Here is a 20,028-nt window from a genome sequence, read left to right on the forward strand (position 1 = left end):
TTTTCTGTTTTCCTTTTCCAAAATATTTGCATAAAATAGAATGACTTGCTCTTTATGTTGAGAGGAGTTTTAAAAATGATAGGTTTATTAGAGCAATTTTATAAAAATGAAGAGATACAATCGGTTATTAATGGATTAGAAGATGGGTTAAAAGAACAACTTATATCAGGGATGGCAACGTCTTCTCGTTCATTATTAATGGCGGCTTTATATAAAAAAACAAAAAAATCACAATTAATCGTTACACATAACTTATACCAAGCACAAAAAGTACATGAAGATTTAGTGGTGTTACTTGGTGAAAAAGATGTGTGGCTATATCCAGTGAATGAACTGATAGCATCGGAAATTGGGGTTGCAAGTCCAGAATTGAAGGCGCAACGTATAGAAGTGTTAAATCGCTTGGCTGCGGGAGAGAATGGAATCATTGTAGCGCCAGTGGCAGGATTGCGTAGATTTTTACCAATAAAAGAATTGTGGAAGCAAAAGCAAGTTGAAATCAATCTAGGGCAAGAGATTGATTTAGATGCGCTCTTGCATACTTTACATCATATTGGCTATGAACGTAAGTCGATGGTAGAAGCTCCAGGGGAGTTCAGTTTACGCGGGGGAATATTAGATATTTATCCTTTAACTGAAGAACTACCATTTCGTATTGAATTTTTTGATACAGAAGTCGATTCTATTCGATTATTTGATGTGGATGAACAGCGTTCTCAAGGTAAAAAAGAAAGCGTTAGGTTTGGTCCGGCAACAGAGTTTTTATTTTCACAGGAAGAATTAAAATCAGGAATTCAGCATCTTGAAGAAGGTTTGACTAAGACGATGCAAAAACTTTCTGATGATAAACTAAAGACTACAGTGCTTGAGACGGTAAGTCATGAAATTGAGATGTTGAAAAACGGGCAAAGTATAGAACAGATGTTTAAATACTTATCTATTTTCTATAAAGAACCTGCTAGTCTGATAGATTATTTACCAGAAGATGGTGTTGTAATTTTAGATGAGATTTCCCGTATTCAAGAAACAGCATCACATCTTGAAACAGAAGAGGCGGAATGGTATATATCACTTCTTGGTGAAGGAACAATTATTCAAGATTTATCTTTCTCTCACGCATTTGAGGGGTTTCTTCATCATAAAAAAAGAAGTTTTGTATATTTAACGTTATTCTTGCGTCATATCGCACACACACATCCGCAAAATATTGTAAATGTAACATGTAAAACAATGCAAGATTTCCATGGACAGATGAATTTGTTAAAAACAGAAATTGATAGATGGAATGAAGGGCATTTTACGACTGTTGTACTTGGAACAGATGATGAACGTGTGAAGAAATTACAACATATTTTAAGTGATTATGATATTGAGGCAGATATTGTAGAAGGCACAGATATCTTATTGCCTGGAAGGCTACAAATTGCTGTAGGTGATTTACATGCAGGGTTTGAAATGCCGATGCAAAAGCTTGTTGTCATTACTGAAAAGGAGCTTTTTCATAAGAAAGTTAAAAAATCACAACGTAAACAAAAGTTATCGAATGCTGAACGTATTAAAAGTTATTCGGAATTAAAAGTTGGAGATTATGTAGTTCACGTAAATCATGGTATAGGTAAATTTTTAGGTATTGAGACATTAGAGATTAATGGTGTTCATAAAGATTATTTAAATATTAAATATCAAGGTAATGATAAGTTATACGTTCCAATTGAACAAATTGATCAAGTCCAAAAATATGTAGGGTCTGAAGGTAAGGATCCGAAAGTTTACAAATTAGGCGGAAATGATTGGAAAAAGGTTAAAACGAAAGTTGAAAAATCTGTACAAGACATTGCGGATGACCTAATTAAACTATATGCTGAGCGCGAAGCTTCAAAAGGCTATGCATATACGCCAGATACGGCAGAACAACAAGAGTTCGAATCATCTTTCCCATATCAAGAGACAGAGGATCAGTTACGTTCTATTGACGAGATTAAAAAAGATATGGAACGCGGACGCCCGATGGATAGGCTCCTTTGTGGTGATGTAGGGTATGGAAAGACGGAAGTGGCTATTCGTGCGGCATTTAAAGCAATTATGGATGAAAAACAAGTTGCGATTTTAGTACCGACAACGATTCTTGCGCAGCAACACTATGAAACAATTCGAGAGCGTTTTCAAGATTATCCAATCAATATAGGATTATTAAGTAGATTCCGTACGAGAAAGCAACAAAATGAAACGATTAAGGGCTTAAAGGATGGCACAATAGATATTGTAATCGGAACACATCGTATTTTATCTAAAGATGTCACTTATAAAGATTTAGGGCTTCTTATTATTGATGAAGAACAAAGATTTGGTGTGACGCATAAAGAAAAAATTAAACAATTGAAGGCGAATGTTGACGTATTAACATTAACGGCAACTCCGATTCCGCGGACGCTTCATATGTCTATGCTTGGTGTGCGCGACTTATCTGTTATTGAGACACCGCCAGAAAATCGTTTCCCAGTCCAAACGTATGTAGTAGAGTATAATCCAGCATTAATGCGAGAGGCGATAGAGCGAGAGCTTGCAAGAGGCGGTCAAATTTACTTCCTATATAACCGTGTAGAGGATATTGAAAGAAAAGCAGATGAAATTTCGATGTTAGTTCCAGATGCTCGCGTAACGTACGCACATGGGAAAATGAACGAAAGTGAATTAGAGTCTGTTATGCTATCATTTTTAGAAGGACAGCATGATGTTCTTGTAAGTACAACAATTATTGAGACGGGTGTAGATATTCCGAACGTAAATACGTTAATTGTATTTGATGCAGATCGTATGGGGTTATCACAGTTGTACCAGCTTCGTGGGCGTGTTGGACGTTCTAATCGTGTTGCATATGCATACTTTGCCTATAAACGTGACAAAGTGCTGTCAGAAGTTGCAGAGAAGCGTCTGCAAGCAATTAAAGAGTTCACAGAACTTGGATCTGGTTTCAAAATTGCGATGAGAGATTTATCTATTCGTGGAGCAGGTAATTTGTTAGGAGCAGAACAGCATGGGTTTATTGATTCTGTCGGATTTGATCTGTATTCTCAAATGTTAAAAGATGCAATTGAACAGCGAAGAGGAACAGATGGGGCTGAAAATACAGTTAATGTTGAAATTGACTTAGAGGTAGATGCATACTTACCAGATGCTTATATTTCAGATAGTAAGCAAAAAATTATGATGTATAAACAATTTAGAGGTGTTTCTGCAATTGAGGATATTGAAGAATTGCAGGAAGAAATGATCGATAGATTCGGTGATTACCCACAAGAAGTTGGTTATTTATTACAAATTGCAAATATTAAAGTGTTGGCAATGAAAGAACAAATTGAGTTAATTAAGCAGAATAAATTTGAAGTAACATTCCTGTTTTCTGAACAAGCAAGTCAAAATATTGATGGTGGAAAATTATTCATGCTCGGAAATAGTTTTGGGCGTATGATCGGTCTAGGAATGGAAGGATCACAATTGAAAATTGTTATGAAAACAAATGGCTTAGAGACATCGAAGTGGTTAACAATTGCTGAAAATTTATTAAAAGGCTTACCAGATGTGAAAAAAGAAGTAATAAATGCCTAAAATAAGATAAAAAAATACAATTCGACGTGCATAGAAGAACTAATGTGTAAAATACTATGTCTAACAGTTGGTGATTTTTACATGAACAGGTAAATTCACCACTTTGATCATCAGTAGAAAGTGAGGCAGCATTAGAATGAAAGCAACTGGAATCGTACGTCGAATTGATGATTTAGGCAGGGTAGTAATCCCAAAGGAAATTCGTAGAACTTTACGTATTCGAGAAGGAGACCCACTAGAAATATTTGTTGATCGCGATGGAGAAGTAATTTTAAAGAAGTATTCTCCAATTAGTGAACTAGGTGATTTTGCAAAGGAATATGCTGAGGCTTTATATGACAGCTTAGGACATAATGTGCTTGTCTGTGACCGAGATTCTATCATCGCAGTATCAGGCGTATCGAAAAAAGAATACTTAAATAAAAGTGTTGGCGATCTAATCGAAAAAACGATGGAAGAAAGAAAGTCTGTTATTATGACGGACGAAAGTGATATTTCCATTATCGATGGTGTAACAGAAAAGGTTCATTCTTATACAGTTGGACCGATTGTTGCAAACGGAGACCCAATTGGAGCCGTCATTATTTTTTCAAAAGAAGCTATTATAAGCGAAATCGAGCATAAAGCGGTTAATACTGCTGCCAGTTTCTTAGCGAAACAAATGGAACAGTAAGGGTATATTGATTTTAGAAGTAGCAATCTTTCCTAATTATGATCTTTCTTTTTGAGAAATCAATTATTTGGAGATATATGTATATTGAATGAAGGTAGCGCTTTGCTACCTTTTTTCATTGAATATTTTTAACGTGTAGGGACCTAGTATTACCCGTGGTGGTAAGGGAGTTTGTACTTTTCTTTATGATATAATACGAGAGGTGAGAATAGAAAAAGGAGTTTTCTTGTATGGAAGCGAAGAAGTATCAAGCCTTTTGGCGTGGGGCTATTATATTAACGATTGCAAGTTTTGTTACAAAAGTATTAAGCGCTTTTTACCGTATTCCATATCAAAATATAGCAGGGGATATTGGTTTTTATATTTACCAACAAATTTACCCGTTTTATGGATTTTGTTTAATTTTAGCTACTTATGGATTTCCTGTTATCATTTCAAAAATGGTTGCAGAACGACTAGAGTGGGGAAAACAGAGAGAAGCAGAAGAAATTATTTGTGTATCTTTTTGGTTTTTATTAGGAATTGGTTTTATAGGTTTCTTTACATTGTTTTTTGGGGCCGAAACAATCGCGATAGCTATGGGCGATATGCACTTAGATAAGTTGGTACGTGTTATTTCATTTTCGTTCTTATTGATGCCGTTTTTGTCTGTAGCAAGAGGGTATTTTCAAGGGTTCAATAATATGATGCCAACGGCTGTTTCGCAAGTAATAGAACAAACAATTCGAGTTTCTATTATTGTATTTTTATCGCTATTCCTAATTGCTCACGGATTTGATTTATATACAGTTGGTGCAGGGGCTATGTTAGGCTCAATTGCGGGTGGACTTATTGGGATTATTGTACTTATGTTGTATATGCGTCGAGATTTTCGTTCCATATTTTTTAAACGTGTAGCGAGAATTAAGGGTAAAAGGAAGATAATTAAAATCCTTTTTTGGCAGGGATTAGCGATTTGTGTTAGTAATTTAGTGCTTATTTTTATACAGATGGCTGATTCAATGTCCTTGTACACTTTACTTATTGGTGCGGGAGAACAGGCTGAAAGTGCAAAAGTATTAAAGGGTGTTTATGATAGAAGTATTCCGCTAATGCAATTAGGTACTGTTGTGACGACTTCTTTCTCGTTATCACTTATTCCAATTATTACAGCGGCGAAGGAAAGAGGAGATCTTTCCTTTATTCAAGAAAAGGTAAAGTTAGCAATGAAAATAACATTTGTTATTGGATTTGCAGCAGCTATTGGACTAACTTGTATTATTCAACCTACGAATATTATGTTGTTTGAAAATAGTGATGGATCAGATGTTTTATCTATTTTATCTTTATCTATTTTATTTAGTTCATTGTCAATTACGACGGCTTCTATTTTACAAGGGTTGGGACAAACATTTAAGCCAGCATTATTTGTTGTATTTGGAGGTTGCTTAAAGTTAGCGTTAAATTATATATTCATGCCTTATTTTGGTGTGAAAGGGGCAGCCTTAGCGACTTTATGTGCGTTAATCATAATTTCTGGACTAAATAGTTTGTTGCTTATGAGAGCTGTATCAGGGTCACTTATCAATAAGCGAAATATGTTAGGTGTAGTAATTAGTGGTATCTGTATGGGATTTGTATTAATGATGTTCACGCGTGTGTTGCAGATGTCTGGATTAGTAATTGATACGGAACATAGAGCGAGCGCGACGCTTGAAGCGTTGTTAGGTGTAGCCATCGGCGGATTGACATATATGTTTTTTATTTTAAAATTACGTGTATTTACAAAAAAAGAATTAGGAACTGTTATGAAACAAGAGAAAAAAGAAGGTTCATTGAAGAAGAGTGGATAGAGGTGACAGGTTGTGAGTGGAATCATTACTGTTTTAGGTTTAGGTGCTGGTGAATTAGATCAGCTAACGATGGGTGTATATCGAAAAATAAAAGAAGCAGACCATCTGTTTGTTAGAACGAAGGAACATCCGGTTATAGAAGAATTGGAGAAAGAAGGTATACAATATACGGCTTTTGATGCTGTATATGAAGCACATGATACGTTTGAAATTGTATATGAAACAATTGCGAATAAATTGCTAGAACAAGCTGAAGGTACAGAAATTATCTATGCGGTTCCGGGGCATCCACTTGTAGCAGAAAGAACAGTTCAGCTATTGTTGGAAAAAGGAGACGTTTCAAATGTTGAAGTGCGAATTGAGGGTGGACAAAGTTTCCTTGATCCTATGTTTGCAAGCCTAAAAATTGATCCGATTGAAGGATTTCAATTACTTGATGCTACATCATTTGAAAGAGGGCAATTAGAATTACGTCAACATTTAATCTTTTGCCAAGTATATGATGCATTCGTTGCATCTGATGTGAAATTAACATTAATGGAGATGTTGCCAGATGATTATGAAGTGTATATCGTAACAGCTGCAGGAACTTCATTTGAACAAGTAAAGAAGGTACCGTTGTACATGTTAGATCATGAAACGGAATTGAATAATTTAACAAGTGTGTACGTGCCACCTGTTCAGGAGCGTGCGTCCTTGTATCAACAGTTTGATGTTCTTAGAGAAATTATTGCAGACCTGCGTGGTCCAAATGGTTGTCCGTGGGATAAAAAGCAAACGCATCAATCATTAAAGAAATATTTAATTGAGGAAGCTTATGAGGTGTTGGAAGCAATTGATGAAGAGGATGATGATCACTTAGTAGAAGAATTAGGTGATATATTATTACAAGTTATGCTTCATGCTCAAATCGGAGAAGATGAAGGTTGGTTCTCTATAGATGATATCATTCGAACTCTATCTGAAAAAATGGTTCGTCGCCATCCACATGTATTTGGAAATACGGATGTAAACAATGCTGATGAAGTGATTGCCAATTGGGAAGAAATTAAAAAACAAGAAAAAGGATTCGTGAAAGAATCTGTTTTAAATGGCGTTCCTAAAAGTTTGCCGCAGTTACTACGCGCCTTTGAAATTCAGAAGAAAGCTGGTAAGGTTGGATTTGATTGGGTTGATGTGCAGCCGATGATAGAGAAAGCTTTGGAAGAATGGCAAGAGTTCCAACAAGAAGTTACAAACATGGATGAGGAAAAGATGCTAGGTGAGTTTGGTGATTTACTATTTGCATTTGTTAATATAGCCCGTCATTACAAAATAGATCCAGAAGAGGCGTTACGTTCAACTAATGAGAAATTTACTGGTCGTTTTTTATACATGGAGGCAAAAGTAGCTGAAATGAATAAAGAGATGGAAGATTTATCATTAGAACAGTTAGATGTTTTATGGGAAGAAGCGAAACAAACAGAGCGTTAATAGGGGGATTTGATATGCGTCTAGATAAGTTTTTAAAAGTGTCACGTTTAATTAAAAGAAGAACATTAGCGAAAGAAGTAGCTGATCAAGGAAGAATATCTATTAATGGTCAAGTGGCAAAAGCGAGTTCTGATGTGAAAGTAGCTGATGAATTAACAATTCGTTTTGGTCAAAAAATAGTGACTGTAAAAATAAATGAATTGAAAGAAACAACTAAAAAAGAAGATGCAGCAAATATGTATAGCTTAGTTCGTGAAGAAAAAGTAAAAGCGGAAGAAGGCTTGTTCTAAAATCATGTATCCCCTCATACATTACTATTAGCTAGTAAAAACCTATGGGGGGATTTACGTGAATAATGGTTACTCACCTACGTCTTCTAATCAACAAAATGTTTCTGTAGAACATGACATTATTATGCGTGGCAGGCGTATAATTGATATTACCGGTGTGAAGCAGGTAGAGAGTTTTGATAGCGAAGAGTTTTTGCTAGAGACCGTAATGGGTTTTTTAACGATTCGTGGTCAAAATTTACAAATGAAAAATTTAGATGTAGAAAAAGGTATTGTGTCGATTAAAGGGAAAGTTAATGAGATGCTGTATATTGATGAAAATCAAGGAGAAAAAACTAAAGGTTTCTTTAGTAAGTTGTTTAAATGAGTCTAACAATTCAGTTGTATACAATGCTTTCAATGATTGGAATGGGTGCTTGGATTGGAGCGTCTTTAGATACATATCAACGTTTTTTAAAGCGCCAAGAACGTAAACGTTGGCTTGTATTTATACAAGATATATTATTTTGGATTGTCCAAGCATTATTCGTCTTTTATGTATTGCTTCTCGTAAATGAAGCTGAACTACGTATATATGTGTTTTTGGCATTGTTATGTGGTTTTGCGGCATATCAAAGCTTACTGAAAGCACTATACATGAAGCTGTTAAATTTTCTCATCTATATTTTTATGCAAACAACATATTTTTTTGTTCGAATTATACAGCTACTCATGATAAAACCTGTTATTATTATAGCGCAGCTATTTATTGCATTTATATTATTCTTATTTCGTATACTGCTTTCAATTGGACATGTGTTATGGAAAATTGTGATTTGGATATTACTTTTCATATGGAAAGTTTTTTTCTGGCCTGTTCGATTTATTGCTTCGCTCATATGGAAACTTCTCCCTAATCGTGTTAAACTTTTTATAGTGAAACATATAGGGTTCCTGCAATATATAGCAAAATTGAAGGGACATATCTTCCAAATATGGGAGCGTATAAAAAAGAAGTTAGGGGGACCTCGGAAATGAGGGAACTGAGACAAAGAACAATCGAAAAACAGAGTCCAAATCCTGTTAAAGAGCATATAATACAAACGGATGAGAACAGGAAGCGACTTTATCGCCGTTTAGCGGTTTTTCTTGTCTTTACTTTTACAATTATTGCGAGTATTAGTGTAACGTTTTATCAACAAAACAGTTCCATTAAAGCAAAAGAAGCAAAAGTTAAGGACATGAAAAAAGAACTGGATTCATTAACGAATAAAGAAAAAAGTCTAAAAGACGAAGTTCAAAAGTTAAATGATGAAGAGTACGTATTAAAGATTGCTAGAAGGGATTATTTCTTCTCTGGTAAAGGGGAGATAATTTTTCCTGTTTCGAAGTAGAGTATGTCTTATTGACACTATATTTTAGGATTATATATAATAAAGTAAAATTTGACTTTTTAACCACTAAGGAGGAGCATTTTTTTTATGTCAATCGAGGTAGGCAGCAAGTTACAGGGTAAAGTAACAGGTATTACAAATTTTGGGGCTTTTGTGGAGCTGCCAGAAGGCTTAACTGGTCTTGTTCATATTAGTGAAGTTGCTGATAACTATGTAAAAGATATTAACGATCACTTAAAAGTGGGCGACCAAGTAGAAGTAAAAGTTATTAATGTTGAAAAAGATGGAAAGATTGGTTTATCTATCAAAAAAGCGAAAGAACGTGAAAAAACAGAAGGAGATCGTCCACGCGGTGAATACCAACGCGGTGGTGATCAACAACGTTCTGGACGTCCACAACGTAATAATCGCTCTTTCAACAGAGATAATCGTGGTGGCGGTAACGACCGAGCTCCAAAAGAAACATTTGAGCAAAAGATGGCACGCTTCTTAAAGGATAGCGAAGATCGTTTAACTTCTTTAAAGCGTAACACAGAGTCTAAACGTGGTGGCCGTGGCGCACGTCGCGGATAATAAGGCCGTTTAGTTTTTAACATATAGAGAGGTACCCAGAGTGATGGCTCAGGGTGCTTTTTTATATGTGAAAATATATTTTAAAAAAGTTTTCAAGATGTGTTGACTTTAAATAATATCTGATGTAAGATACTAATTGTCCGTTAAATAAGACGACATGGCGGTGTAGCTCAGCTGGCTAGAGCGTACGGTTCATACCCGTGAGGTCGGGGGTTCGATCCCCTCCGCCGCTATATTTATTTTAACGGCCCGTTGGTCAAGTGGTTAAGACACCGCCCTTTCACGGCGGTAACACGGGTTCGAATCCCGTACGGGTCATCTAAAAAGATCATGCAAATTTGCATGATCTTTTTTTGTTAAATGGATTAAGACATACAACACTTCTACAAAATCACCCTATATTTTCTGAATATTTAATTAAAAAATCAAGGATAACTTACATACCGTGTATATCTGTAGAGTTATTTCGAATAAAAAGTCGAACGATTATAAAAGTGAAAACTGTTGTTTTGACAAAAATCCCAACAATCATCTTTTATAATGACAGTAATTAAACTATGCAGGTGGTGTTAAAAATATGCCTAAAGCAGGAAGGAATACTATGAATACAAGTGCATTGGCAATGAATGAGAGTCAGCTTGGAGGAATAAAGTGGACGAGTAAGTTGCGAATGAAATTCGAACAAGTTTTCTTTAGATGGGGATTTATTATTGTTGTTATTGGTTTTCTTTTGGGAAGAGCATATATATTAACAAATATTTTACCGTTTGCACTACCGTTTTTTGCTGCTGTTTATGTTATGAAGCGGGATAAGATGCCGCTAGCATTTTTAGCTCTAATGGGAGGAGCTCTTTCAGTCTCGATAGATAATTTGTTTTTTACTTTTGCATCTATCTTTACTTTCTTCATTTATAATATCTTCTTTAGTAGATTTACACGTAAAACCGTTGGACTTGTTCCATTTCAAGTATTTATCTCCGCATTAACCGCACACTTAGTTGTTGTATATTTTGCGCAACAAACTGTCACCATGTACGATTTACTCGTTAGTACCATTGAGGCTGGGCTTAGTTTCGTATTAACTATGATATTTTTACAAAGTGTCCCGCTTTTAGTGGAAAGGAAAGGAAAACAACAGGCTTTAGAGACAGAAGAAATTGTTTGTTTGATTATATTACTAGCATCTGTTTTAACGGGTACAACAGATTGGTTTGTATATGATGCTTCTATTCAACATATTTTTACAAGGTATTTAGTACTAGTATTTGCATTTATTGCGGGTGCTGCTACAGGATCTACAGTGGGGGTCGTAACAGGATTGATATTAAGTTTAGCAAATGTGTCTAGTTTGTCTCAGCTTAGCCTTCTCGCTTTTTCTGGATTACTTGGTGGGTTGTTAAAAGAAGGGAAGCGTTTAGGTGTTAGTTTAGGTTTATTAATAGGGACAAGCTTAATTACATTATATGTAGACAAGCAGACAAATATTGTAACAACTTTAATTGAGTCAGGTGTAGCGATTGCTATCTTCTTATTAACGCCAAAGCTTGTTTTGGATCGTATTGCTAAATTTATGCCAGGTACACAAGAGCATTCGCAAGATCAACAACAATATTTAAGAAGGATGCGTGATGTTACAGCGAACAAAATCAACCAATTCGCAAATGTATTTGCTGCTTTATCTAATAGTTTTTCTGTATATGGGTATGTAGAGGAAGAAGATAAAGAGACAGAAGCAGATTTGTTTTTGAGTACAATTACTGCGAAAACATGTCAAACGTGCTTTAAAAAGGATCAATGCTGGGTAGTGAATTTCGATAAAACGTACGATTATATGAAACAAATAATGAATGAAACGGAAGAAGGAACCCTGCAACATAATCGTAAATTAGTTCGTGAGTGGGACAAGCATTGTGTGAGAGGGAAAAAAGTGACGGATTTAGTAGCGGGTGAATTAGATCACTTCTATGAGGGACAAAAATTGCGAAAACAAATGAAGGAAAATCGTAGAATAGTAGCGGAGCAACTATTAGGTGTATCAAAAGTTATGGAAGATTTTGCTAAGGAGATACAACGAGAGCGTGAAAATCATCAAGTGCAGGAAGAGCAGATTATGCAAGCGTTCCGTGATTTTGGTGTCGAAGTAGAGCATGTTGATATTTATTGTTTAGATAGAGGAAGTATTGATATTGAAATGTTGATTCCAGTTGCATCTAATGAACATGGTGAATGTGAAAAGTTAGTTGCACCGATGCTTTCGGATATCCTTAAAGAAAATATTGTCGTTAAACATGAAGAAAAGTCTTCTTATCCGAATGGTCACAGTTTAATATCATTTGGTTCGGCGAAGACGTATTCTCTTGATACAGGATTGGCTACAGCCGCAAAAGGCGGTGGGTTTGTTTCGGGTGACTCTTATGCGATGATGGATTTAAGTGTTGGTAAATACGCACTTGCGATTAGTGATGGTATGGGTAATGGGCAAAGAGCTCATATGGAAAGTAAGGAAACGGTGAAATTATTACAAAAAATACTCCAATCGGGTATTGATGAAGAAATAGCTATTAAGTCTATCAATTCAATCCTTTCTTTGAGAACGACAGAAGAGATGTTTACAACATTAGATTTAGCTATGGTAGATTTGCGGGATGCGAGTGCTAGGTTTTTAAAGATTGGATCAACGCCGAGTTTTGTTAAACGCGCGAATAATATTTTGAAAATTGAAGCAAGTAATTTACCGATGGGAATCATCGAAGATGTTGAAGTTGATGTGGTGGGTGAACAATTAAAAACGGGCGATATCCTTATTATGATGAGCGATGGGATTTTTGAGGGCGCGCAGCATGTAGAGAATCATGAATTATGGATGAAGCGGAAAATTAAAGAATTGCAAACCGAAGACCCGCAAGAAATTGCTGATATCATTATGGAAGAAGTGATTCGCTCTTGTGATGGTTATATAAATGATGATATGACTATTGTGGTGGCAAAAGTGAAGAAAAATATGCCGAAGTGGGCTACGATTCCGATTGTAGGAATGCAGGCGCAGTAAAATATAAGTGGAATGTTTATCTATAATTTGATTTTAAAAACCTAGGTGAATACCTAGGTTTTTTTGTGGGAAAAGGTAATGTTATTGATTTTATGAATATACACGGAGGATGTAAGATAAAAATGTAATTTTTGTATATCTTTTTTTTGCACAATGTTTGTAAAAGTTGTACCATTATAGACAAGGTAACTAACGTTGCTGTTCTTGTTTAATGAAAGGTGATTGCGAAGTTGAAAGATACATTTGTTGAAAAAGTAGATGACTTTGTAAAGCAGCATGATGTATTAAAGAATGATTCAACAATTGTTGTGGGAGTTTCTGGTGGTCCTGACTCGTTAGCCCTTTTATATTATTTATTAGAAAAAAGAGCGGAAAAACAGTTGGAAATTGTAGTAGCTCATGTGGATCATATGTTTAGAGGTGATGAATCTCATGAGGATTTACAGTTTGTGCAGGACCTTTGTGAAGAACTGGGAATTATTTGTGAAACGATAAGGATTAATGTATCACAATATCAACAGCAATACGGAATGAATGCACAGGTTGCTGCTAGAGAATGCAGATATGCATTTTTGGAAAGAATAATGAAGAAATATGATGCAAGATATGTTGCTCTTGGACATCATGGAGATGATCAAGTCGAGACAATTTTAATGCGTCTTGTAAGAGGGAGTACTCCGAAAGGATATGCAGGAATTGCAGTGAAGCGTCCTTTTCATAATGGATATTTAATTAGGCCGTTACTTGGGGTAACGAAGGAAGAAATTGTTGATTACTGTAATAAGCTAAATTTAATTCCACGTATAGATCCGAGTAATAAAAAGGAAGTATATACAAGGAATCGATTACGTAAATATGTCCTTCCTCACTTAAAAGAAGAAAATCCACAAATGCATGAGAAATTCCAAAAATTTAGCGTGCAGATGCAAGAGGATGAGGCTTATTTGCAGGAATTAGCTTTTGAGAAAATGAATAAAGTAATTACAAAAAAAAGTGATAAACAAATTAGCTTATCAATTCCTGCCTTTGAATCCATGTCTATGCCTTTACAAAGAAGAGGGATTCAACTAATATTAAACTATCTTTATGAATATAAGATTCCATCTTCTCTTTCTTCTATACATATTGACAAGGTGATTGAGTTTTTTAAGCGGACACAACCTTCAGGTTCACTTGATTTTCCAGGTGATTTGAAAATTGTTCGCACATACGAGGAGTGTAGCTTTAGATTTAAACAAGAAATTGTCTCTCCTTTTTTGCAAGATTTATCAGTACCCGGGACCATTACACTATTGAACGGGGATGAATTTGTAACAGAGGTGAGCGAAGATATACCAAGTAACATGAATGAAACAGTATTTGTTGCTAAGTATAATGATATATCATATCCACTTCGTATTCGTTCTAGGGAAAATGGAGATCGCATGTCAATACAAGGTATGGATGGCACGAAAAAGATAAAAGCTATTTTTATCGAAGCGAAAGTACCAAAAGAAAAAAGAGAAGAATGGCCGGTCGTTTGTGATGCAAGTGGGAACATTATTTGGGTACCCTTGTTGAAGCGATCTGCATTTGCAATTTCGAAAGAGATGGCAAAGAAGGGTAAATATATGATTATTCACTACAAAAGCAAGGAGTCTTCCGGGAGGATAATGAAATGATGAATCAAGATATCGAAAAAGTATTAATTTCTGAAGAACAAATACAAGAAAAGGTGCGCGAACTAGGTGCAGTTATTGCAGAGGATTATAAAAACACAGTACCTCTTGCAATTGGTGTATTAAAAGGCGCAATGCCATTTATGGCAGATTTATTAAAGAGAACAGATACATATCTTGAAATGGATTTTATGGCTGTATCTAGTTATGGTCACTCTACAGTTTCAACAGGCGAAGTGAAAATTTTAAAAGATCTTGATACTTCTGTAGAAGGTCGCGATATTTTAATCGTCGAAGATATTATTGATAGTGGTCTTACACTAAGCTACTTAGTAGACTTATTCAAATATCGTAAAGCGAAGTCTGTAAAAATTGTTACATTATTAGATAAGCCAACAGGCCGTAAGGTTGATCTGAAAGCGGATTATGTTGGATTTACTGTTCCACATGAATTTGTAGTAGGATATGGATTAGATTATAAAGAGCAGTACCGTAATCTTCCTTATGTAGGCGTATTAAAACCAAGCGTTTACTCAAATTAATTAAATACAGGCTTTACAATTGTATAGGAAAGTTTTTCTATGTTACGATTTACTATAGTGTTTATGCCGTGAGAGGAGGTTAGGAATGAATCGTATCTTCCGTAATACCATCTTTTATTTACTGATATTCTTAGTAGTAATTGGAATCGTGAGCTATTTTAATGGTTCGACACAAAAAACGACATCAGTTAGCTACGACAAATTCATTACTAAACTAGAAAGCGGTGAAGTGCGTAATGTGCAACTTCAACCGAAAAATGGTGTATTTGAGGTAAAAGGACAATTCAATAACTCTAGCCAAGGAGAACAATTTGTTACTTATGCACCAAATACTGAGGAATTACAAAAGAAAATCAATGATAAAGCGAAAGGTGCCGAAGTTAAGTATCAACCAGCAGAAGAAACAAGTGCTTGGGTAACATTCTTTACTTCAATCATTCCGTTTGTCATCATCTTCATTTTATTCTTCTTCTTATTAAACCAGGCTCAAGGCGGCGGTAGCCGTGTTATGAACTTCGGGAAAAGTAAGGCGAAGTTATATAATGATGAAAAGAAAAAAGTTCGTTTCAGAGATGTTGCTGGGGCGGATGAAGAGAAACAAGAACTTGTCGAGGTAGTTGAATTCTTAAAAGACCCTCGTAAGTTTTCTGAAGTTGGTGCCCGTATTCCAAAGGGTGTCCTATTAGTTGGACCTCCAGGTACAGGTAAAACTTTATTAGCACGTGCTGTTGCAGGTGAGGCTGGCGTTCCATTCTTCTCTATCAGTGGTTCTGACTTTGTAGAGATGTTTGTCGGTGTCGGTGCATCACGTGTACGTGATTTATTTGAAAATGCAAAGAAAAATGCTCCTTGTATCATTTTCATTGATGAAATTGATGCAGTAGGTCGTCAACGTGGCGCAGGTCTTGGTGGTGGTCATGATGAGCGTGAGCAAACATTGAACCAGTTACTTGTTGAAATGGATGGATTCGGTGCAAACGAAGGTATTATTATCATTGCTGCGACAAACCGTCCAGACATTCTTGACCCAGCGTTATTACGTCCAGGTCGTTTTGACCGTCAAATTACAGTAGATCGTCCAGATGTAAATGGCCGTGAAGCTGTACTGAAAGTACATGCGCGTAATAAACCGCTTGATGAGCATATTAATTTAAGAGCAATTGCGACTCGTACACCAGGATTCTCTGGTGCGGATCTTGAAAACTTATTAAACGAAGCTGCTTTAGTAGCTGCACGTCGAGATAAGAAGAAGATTGATATGAGTGATATCGATGAAGCAACGGATCGTGTTATTGCAGGTCCAGCTAAGAAAAGTCGTGTTATCTCTGAAAAAGAACGTAATATCGTTGCTTTCCATGAAGCAGGCCATACTGTAATTGGTGTTGTTCTTGATGAAGCTGATGTCGTTCATAAAGTAACAATTGTCCCTCGTGGTCAGGCTGGTGGATATGCGGTAATGCTTCCGAAAGAAGATCGTTACTTCATGACAAAGCCAGAGTTACTTGATAAAATCACTGGTTTACTTGGTGGGCGAGTAGCTGAGGAGATTGTATTTGGTGAAGCAAGTACAGGTGCTCACAACGATTTCCAACGTGCAACTGGTATTGCAAGACGTATGGTTACGGAATTCGGTATGAGTGATAAGCTTGGACCGATGCAATTTGGTAGCTCACAAGGTGGTCAGGTATTCTTAGGAAGAGACTTCCATTCAGAACAAAACTACAGTGATGCAATCGCACATGAAATTGATGTGGAAATGCAAACAATTATTAAAGAATGTTATGCTCGTGCGAAACATATTCTTACTGAAAAACGAGATAAGCTTGATATTATCGCGAAAACGTTACTTGAAGTAGAAACATTAGACGCAGAGCAAATTAATCATTTATATGATTATGGCAGATTACCTGAGCGTCCAACATCTTCAGATGATGTGAAAGTAAACATCAATATGAAGAAAGACGATGAAGATAAAGAAGATAAGTAAGAAATGAAGGAGTGACTATCGTCACTCCTTTTTTGTTTGTTAAGATTTTTGTTAATTACTATTAAGGGCTTAGTGGATAAAGTAATTTAAGTAAAACTAGTATTAAAAATTGAAATAGAGAGCAATCTTTTTGTAAAATGATGAGGATAGGAAAGCTGATTATATAAGTATGTGTGATATGATGTTTTTATAAGTTTTATACATACTACACAAATATAGATTAAATAAGATAAGTGGTGAGAATATGATTTTTGTATTGGATGTAGGGAACACAAATGCTGTACTAGGCGTGTTTGAAGAGGGGGAACTTCGTCAGCATTGGCGCATGGAAACAGATCGTCATAAGACAGAAGATGAATATGGAATGCTTGTAAAACAGTTACTTGATCATGAGGGTCTTTCGTTTGAAGATGTGAAAGGTATTATTGTGTCTTCAGTCGTACCACCAATTATGTTCGCTTTAGAACGTATGTGTGAAAAATATTTTAAAATTAAACCGCTTGTAGTAGGGCCTGGAATAAAAACGGGGCTAAATATTAAATATGAAAATCCACGTGAAGTAGGCGCAGATCGAATTGTAAATGCAGTAGCGGGAATCCAATTGTATGGAAGTCCACTTATTATTGTTGATTTTGGTACGGCTACTACATATTGTTATATTAATGAAGAAAAGCATTATATGGGTGGAGTTATTACGCCAGGAATTATGATTTCAGCAGAGGCTTTATATAGTAGGGCAGCAAAACTTCCTCGTATTGAAATTACAAAACCGAGCAGTGTTGTTGGGAAGAATACAGTAAGTGCGATGCAATCAGGTATTCTTTATGGTTATGTAGGACAAGTGGAAGGTATTGTTAAGCGTATGAAAGAAGAAGCTAAACAAGAACCGAAAGTTATTGCAACAGGTGGATTGGCGAAATTAATTTCAGAAGAATCGAATGTAATTGATATTGTAGATCCATTTTTAACGTTAAAAGGCTTGTATATGTTATATGAGCGTAATGCAAATTTACAGCATGAGAAAGGTGAATAAATAAGTATGAAAGATTATTTAGTAAAAGCGTTAGCGTTTGATGGAGAAGTACGTGCGTATAGTGTACGTACAACGAATACAGTAAGTGAGGCACAAAGACGTCATGATACATGGAGGACAGCTTCGGCGGCACTTGGTCGTTCTTTAACTGCAGGTACAATGATGGGTGCGATGTTAAAAGGTGATCAAAAGTTAACGATTAAGGTAGAAGGTAATGGTCCGATTGGCCCTATCTTAGTAGATGCTCATGCAAATGGGGATGTACGTGGCTACGTAACGAATCCACATGTTGATTTTGAAGGAACGGAACAAGGGAAATTACGTGTATATCAAGCGGTAGGTACAGAAGGGTTTGTAACAGTAATTAAAGATATTGGTATGCGTGAGCCGTTTATCGGTCAATCTCCAATCGTTTCGGGAGAACTAGGGGAAGATTTCACGTATTATTTCGCAGTTTCTGAGCAGACGCCTTCTTCTGTTGGTGTGGGTGTACTTGTAAATGGAGATGACAGCGTATTAGCGGCGGGTGGATTTATCCTTCAAATTATGCCGGGCGCACAGGAAGAAACAATTTCATTCATTGAAGATCGTTTGCAAAAAATCCCGCCTGTATCAACATTGATCGAACAAGGTCTTTCTCCAGAAGAGCTACTATATGCAGTCCTTGGAGAAGATAAAGTAAAAGTATTAGAAACAATGGATGTTCAATTTAATTGTACGTGCTCACGTGAACGTATTGAGAGTGTGTTAATTAGTTTAGGTAAAACAGAGTTAGAGCAAATTCGTGAAGAAGAAGAAGAAACAGAAGTTCATTGTCATTTCTGTAATGAACGATACAAGTTCTCTAAAGAAGATATTACAAATTTAATTGAGAATTTGTAATAAGGGGATTAACCCTCCGAATAGATTGACAAACAGGGAATTTTCTGACAAAATCTAAATATAGATAAAACCAATAAAAATACTCGGTGTTAGGAGTGACAGGAATGCGAGTGGCACAATCAGTTTCAGAATTAATCGGGAAAACGCCGATCGTTAAGTTGAACCGCATCGTAGAATCAGACAGCGCAGATATATACTTAAAACTAGAATTTATGAATCCAGGGAGTAGCGTTAAAGATCGTATTGCACTAGCTATGATTGAAGATGCTGAAAAAAAGGGATTGTTAAAAGAGGGCGATACAATCATTGAGCCAACAAGTGGTAACACAGGGATTGGTTTAGCGATGGTAGCGGCTGCTAAAGGATATAATGCAATTTTAGTAATGCCAGAAACAATGAGTATTGAGCGTCGTAATTTATTACGTGCTTACGGTGCTGAATTAGTATTGACTCCAGGTCCTGAAGGGATGGGTGGAGCAATTCGTAAAGCGACTGAATTAGCGAAAGAGCATGGCTACTTTATACCACAACAGTTCAAAAACCAATCAAATCCAGAAATTCACCGTTTAACAACAGGTCCAGAAATTATTGAACAAATGGGCGACCAATTAGATGCGTTTATTGCAGGTATTGGTACAGGTGGAACGATTACTGGTGCTGGTGAAGTGCTGAAGGAAGCGTATAAAGATATTAAAATTTATGCAGTAGAACCTGCAGATTCACCAGTATTATCTGGGGGGAAACCAGGTCCACATAAAATCCAAGGAATTGGGGCGGGATTTGTTCCGGAGACGTTGGATGTAGAAGTATATGATGAAATTATTCAAGTGAAAACAGAGCAAGCATTTGAATATGCGAGAAGAGTGGCTAAAGAGGAAGGTATTTTAGTTGGTATCTCTTCAGGCGCAGTTATTTATGCAGCAACAGAAGTTGCGAAAAAGTTAGGTAAAGGGAAAAAGGTACTTGTTATTATCCCGAGTAACGGTGAACGTTATTTAAGTACACCACTTTATCAATTTGAATCATAATTAAATGCGATTGAAAAAGCATCCTTGAA

At 36.1% G+C, this 20,028-nt stretch carries 16 protein-coding genes and 2 tRNA genes; all 18 read left to right on the forward strand.

Annotated features, from left to right (window positions below; translation table 11 throughout):
* The first annotated feature begins 75 nt into the window (after positions 1-75).
* The 18 genes from mfd (at position 76) to cysK (ending at position 19,999) form a co-directional block, all read left to right on the forward strand.
* Positions 76-3,606 carry a transcription-repair coupling factor gene (mfd, locus tag AC1Q51_RS27420; protein ID WP_492331863.1) on the forward strand — a complete coding sequence of 1,177 codons (3,531 nt, stop codon included), beginning with the start codon at positions 76-78 and terminating at the stop codon, positions 3,604-3,606.
* A gap of 136 nt (positions 3,607-3,742) precedes the next feature.
* Entirely contained in the window at positions 3,743-4,279 is a 537-nt protein-coding gene (gene spoVT / locus AC1Q51_RS27425) for a stage V sporulation protein T (RefSeq protein WP_000648306.1), read from the forward strand.
* 230 nt (positions 4,280-4,509) lie between these two features.
* Positions 4,510-6,111 (forward strand): putative polysaccharide biosynthesis protein, encoded by a 1,602-nt coding sequence (locus tag AC1Q51_RS27430; protein ID WP_090978608.1) that lies wholly within the window; start codon positions 4,510-4,512, stop codon positions 6,109-6,111.
* Positions 6,112-6,123: 12 nt separating this feature from the next.
* Positions 6,124-7,584: a bifunctional methyltransferase/pyrophosphohydrolase YabN gene (gene yabN / locus AC1Q51_RS27435; RefSeq protein ID WP_000014278.1), complete on the forward strand. Its 1,461-nt coding sequence runs from the start codon at positions 6,124-6,126 to the stop codon at positions 7,582-7,584.
* A 14-nt stretch (positions 7,585-7,598) separates the two neighbouring features.
* Positions 7,599-7,874, forward strand: a complete 276-nt coding sequence (locus tag AC1Q51_RS27440; protein WP_001234876.1) for an RNA-binding S4 domain-containing protein — start codon at positions 7,599-7,601, stop codon at positions 7,872-7,874.
* Between the two features lie 58 nt (positions 7,875-7,932).
* Positions 7,933-8,241: a sporulation protein YabP gene (yabP, locus tag AC1Q51_RS27445; RefSeq protein ID WP_001059104.1), complete on the forward strand. Its 309-nt coding sequence runs from the start codon at positions 7,933-7,935 to the stop codon at positions 8,239-8,241.
* A complete protein-coding gene (yabQ, locus tag AC1Q51_RS27450; RefSeq protein ID WP_000059781.1) occupies positions 8,238-8,891 on the forward strand; it encodes a spore cortex biosynthesis protein YabQ in 654 nt (217 codons plus the stop codon). The genes yabP and yabQ overlap by 4 nt, the downstream gene beginning before the upstream one ends.
* Positions 8,888-9,247: a cell division protein DivIC gene (divIC, locus tag AC1Q51_RS27455; RefSeq protein ID WP_001208739.1), complete on the forward strand. Its 360-nt coding sequence runs from the start codon at positions 8,888-8,890 to the stop codon at positions 9,245-9,247. Before yabQ ends, divIC begins: the two co-directional genes overlap by 4 nt.
* 87 nt (positions 9,248-9,334) lie before the next feature.
* A complete protein-coding gene (locus AC1Q51_RS27460) occupies positions 9,335-9,820 on the forward strand; it encodes a S1 domain-containing RNA-binding protein (RefSeq protein ID WP_000021451.1) in 486 nt (161 codons plus the stop codon).
* Between the two features lie 159 nt (positions 9,821-9,979).
* Positions 9,980-10,053: transfer RNA gene (locus AC1Q51_RS27465), tRNA-Met, on the forward strand.
* Positions 10,054-10,066: 13 nt separating this feature from the next.
* Positions 10,067-10,138, forward strand: a tRNA-Glu gene (locus tag AC1Q51_RS27470).
* A 259-nt stretch (positions 10,139-10,397) separates the two neighbouring features.
* Positions 10,398-12,869 (forward strand): stage II sporulation protein E, encoded by a 2,472-nt coding sequence (spoIIE, locus tag AC1Q51_RS27475; protein ID WP_001123550.1) that lies wholly within the window; start codon positions 10,398-10,400, stop codon positions 12,867-12,869.
* Positions 12,870-13,099: 230 nt separating this feature from the next.
* A complete protein-coding gene (gene tilS / locus AC1Q51_RS27480) occupies positions 13,100-14,530 on the forward strand; it encodes a tRNA lysidine(34) synthetase TilS (RefSeq protein ID WP_000655457.1) in 1,431 nt (476 codons plus the stop codon).
* Positions 14,527-15,069 (forward strand): hypoxanthine phosphoribosyltransferase, encoded by a 543-nt coding sequence (gene hpt / locus AC1Q51_RS27485; RefSeq protein ID WP_000981846.1) that lies wholly within the window; start codon positions 14,527-14,529, stop codon positions 15,067-15,069. The genes tilS and hpt overlap by 4 nt, the downstream gene beginning before the upstream one ends.
* Positions 15,070-15,154: 85 nt before the next feature.
* Positions 15,155-17,056 carry an ATP-dependent zinc metalloprotease FtsH gene (ftsH, locus tag AC1Q51_RS27490; RefSeq protein ID WP_001079669.1) on the forward strand — a complete coding sequence of 634 codons (1,902 nt, stop codon included), beginning with the start codon at positions 15,155-15,157 and terminating at the stop codon, positions 17,054-17,056.
* Between the two features lie 244 nt (positions 17,057-17,300).
* The gene (locus AC1Q51_RS27495) at positions 17,301-18,089 is read left to right on the forward strand and encodes a type III pantothenate kinase (RefSeq protein WP_000578365.1); all 789 of its coding nucleotides are present in this window, start codon (positions 17,301-17,303) and stop codon (positions 18,087-18,089) included.
* A 6-nt stretch (positions 18,090-18,095) separates the two neighbouring features.
* Positions 18,096-18,971 (forward strand): redox-regulated molecular chaperone HslO, encoded by an 876-nt coding sequence (gene hslO, locus AC1Q51_RS27500; RefSeq protein WP_000656367.1) that lies wholly within the window; start codon positions 18,096-18,098, stop codon positions 18,969-18,971.
* Positions 18,972-19,075: 104 nt separating this feature from the next.
* Positions 19,076-19,999 (forward strand): cysteine synthase A, encoded by a 924-nt coding sequence (cysK, locus tag AC1Q51_RS27505; protein WP_001261712.1) that lies wholly within the window; start codon positions 19,076-19,078, stop codon positions 19,997-19,999.
* The last annotated feature ends 29 nt before the right edge of the window (positions 20,000-20,028 follow it).

The sequence above is a fragment of the Bacillus sp. MT94 genome (genome assembly GCF_058792475.1).

Coding starts and splice junctions, on each gene's coding strand:
- AC1Q51_RS27430 (WP_090978608.1), top strand. CDS start 4,510: ATGGAAGCGAAGAAGTATCAAGCCTTTTGGCGTGGGGCTATTATATTA.
- spoVT (WP_000648306.1), top strand. CDS start 3,743: ATGAAAGCAACTGGAATCGTACGTCGAATTGATGATTTAGGCAGGGTA.
- cysK (WP_001261712.1), top strand. CDS start 19,076: ATGCGAGTGGCACAATCAGTTTCAGAATTAATCGGGAAAACGCCGATC.
- ftsH (WP_001079669.1), top strand. CDS start 15,155: ATGAATCGTATCTTCCGTAATACCATCTTTTATTTACTGATATTCTTA.
- hslO (WP_000656367.1), top strand. CDS start 18,096: ATGAAAGATTATTTAGTAAAAGCGTTAGCGTTTGATGGAGAAGTACGT.
- AC1Q51_RS27440 (WP_001234876.1), top strand. CDS start 7,599: ATGCGTCTAGATAAGTTTTTAAAAGTGTCACGTTTAATTAAAAGAAGA.
- hpt (WP_000981846.1), top strand. CDS start 14,527: ATGATGAATCAAGATATCGAAAAAGTATTAATTTCTGAAGAACAAATA.
- yabQ (WP_000059781.1), top strand. CDS start 8,238: ATGAGTCTAACAATTCAGTTGTATACAATGCTTTCAATGATTGGAATG.
- AC1Q51_RS27495 (WP_000578365.1), top strand. CDS start 17,301: ATGATTTTTGTATTGGATGTAGGGAACACAAATGCTGTACTAGGCGTG.
- spoIIE (WP_001123550.1), top strand. CDS start 10,398: ATGCCTAAAGCAGGAAGGAATACTATGAATACAAGTGCATTGGCAATG.
- AC1Q51_RS27460 (WP_000021451.1), top strand. CDS start 9,335: ATGTCAATCGAGGTAGGCAGCAAGTTACAGGGTAAAGTAACAGGTATT.
- divIC (WP_001208739.1), top strand. CDS start 8,888: ATGAGGGAACTGAGACAAAGAACAATCGAAAAACAGAGTCCAAATCCT.
- mfd (WP_492331863.1), top strand. CDS start 76: ATGATAGGTTTATTAGAGCAATTTTATAAAAATGAAGAGATACAATCG.